The following is a 652-nucleotide window of genomic DNA, read 5'->3' as shown; positions in this document are numbered from 1 at the left end:
GGTCCCCGAGTACTGCCGTGCGACCCCGGCCGACTTCACACCCTTTTTCAGGAACCCCGTCTCCTCCACGATCAGGACGCCGCTCTCCGGATCACCCAGTACTTCCGTCACCATCGCCCGCAGGTCGTCACGGACGCCGTCCTCGTCCCAGGCGTAGAAGTTCAGCAACCGCTGCATCCGCTCAGGCCCCGACTGTCCGGTCGCCTCCGCCAGGGCCCATCCGTTCTTACGCTCCACTTCGGACAATAATCCTCTTACGTGGCAACGCATCTGACGTCTCGACTCCACACGCGGGAACCTGGCCGCGAAACCGCCCACAAACGCGTCGAACCCCGCCGACCACGACCACACGTCCTCGACCACCATCAAGACGGTATACCCGCCCCTAGTCAATCAATAACAACCTGTCGTTGTCGTATTAAGCTCCCCACCGGAGAACGGGATGCGCTCGCGCGCCCACGACGACGTGTCCAGCCGGACGAGGCGGTAGCGAGGTGACGCGCATGGCCGCACGCAACAGGTGGTTGCCCCACGCCAGGAAGCGGCACGCGGTCCCCGCCGACCTGTCCCCCGCTCAACCGGGCACCACCCTCTGCGGGGTGGACCTGGTCGTCCCCGCTCCCCCGCTCCCGGCGGTGCACCGGTACTGGCC

General features: G+C 66.4%; 2 protein-coding genes. One reads left to right on the top strand and one right to left on the bottom strand.

What is annotated here, in order from left to right:
* The coding region (locus tag ABFX50_RS50950) for a transposase (RefSeq protein ID WP_428834748.1) at nt 1-363 on the bottom strand (363 nt) is incomplete at its 3' end.
* Nucleotides 364-503: 140 nt separating this feature from the next.
* On the opposite strand from ABFX50_RS50950, the gene ABFX50_RS51795 reads away from it, so the two are divergent.
* The coding region (locus tag ABFX50_RS51795; protein WP_428834747.1) for an HC3 family zinc finger protein at nt 504-652 on the top strand (149 nt) is incomplete at its 3' end.

This window comes from Nonomuraea recticatena, from assembly GCF_039533245.1.
Taxonomy (GTDB): Bacteria; Actinomycetota; Actinomycetes; order Streptosporangiales; family Streptosporangiaceae; genus Nonomuraea; species Nonomuraea roseola.
The sequence above is the reverse complement of the archived record's forward strand: the minus strand, read 5'-3'. Positions and strand labels throughout refer to the sequence as shown.